This is a genomic window from Mesorhizobium sp. M7A.F.Ca.ET.027.03.2.1 (assembly GCF_003999175.1).
Taxonomy (GTDB): domain Bacteria; phylum Pseudomonadota; class Alphaproteobacteria; order Rhizobiales; family Rhizobiaceae; genus Mesorhizobium.
In genome coordinates, this window is sequence record NZ_RZOM01001874.1 from 1 (window position 1) to 477 (window position 477).

General features: G+C 63.7%; 1 pseudogene. It reads right to left on the reverse strand.

Annotated elements, in window-relative coordinates:
- Window positions 1-362 (reverse strand): annotated as a pseudogene (locus EN750_RS38550) (hypothetical protein); the annotation flags it as partial.
- Window positions 363-477 lie beyond the last annotated feature (115 nt).

Below are 477 nucleotides of genomic sequence, written 5' to 3' on the forward strand. Positions count from 1 at the left end.
GCATAGGCAAGTGCGGTGATGCAGCTGAGGTCAGCCGGCAGCGAAACGTCGCTGCCGCCAATCAGCAACTTGCCGTTTTCCAGCCCGACCGTCAGTTCGCCCGATGGCGACAGCGCCAGCGCGGTTACGGCAGACCGAAAAGTCTCGACCACGACAGGTTCCGCTCCAGCCGCAATCGAATGGATGGCGTTGCCGCTGGAGGCCAGTAGCCTGTCACCGGTAACGAGCAGATTGTCCGGTTCCGTCAGCTCGGCAAAGGCCGGCGCATCATCCAGCCGCGTGTTGGGGCGAAAAGCGCCGTCGAGCGGCGGGATGGTGACCGCCTTGCCGCGAAACAGGTCCAGCACCGGATCGAGGATCATGGCTTCGCCCCCCAATAGGAAGCGGGGCTGGTCCAGTTCGGGTCGGCGCCTGCGATCTTGTAGCGGCCGATGCGGTTGTTGAGGATGCCGCCGACGAACAGATATCCCTTGTGCT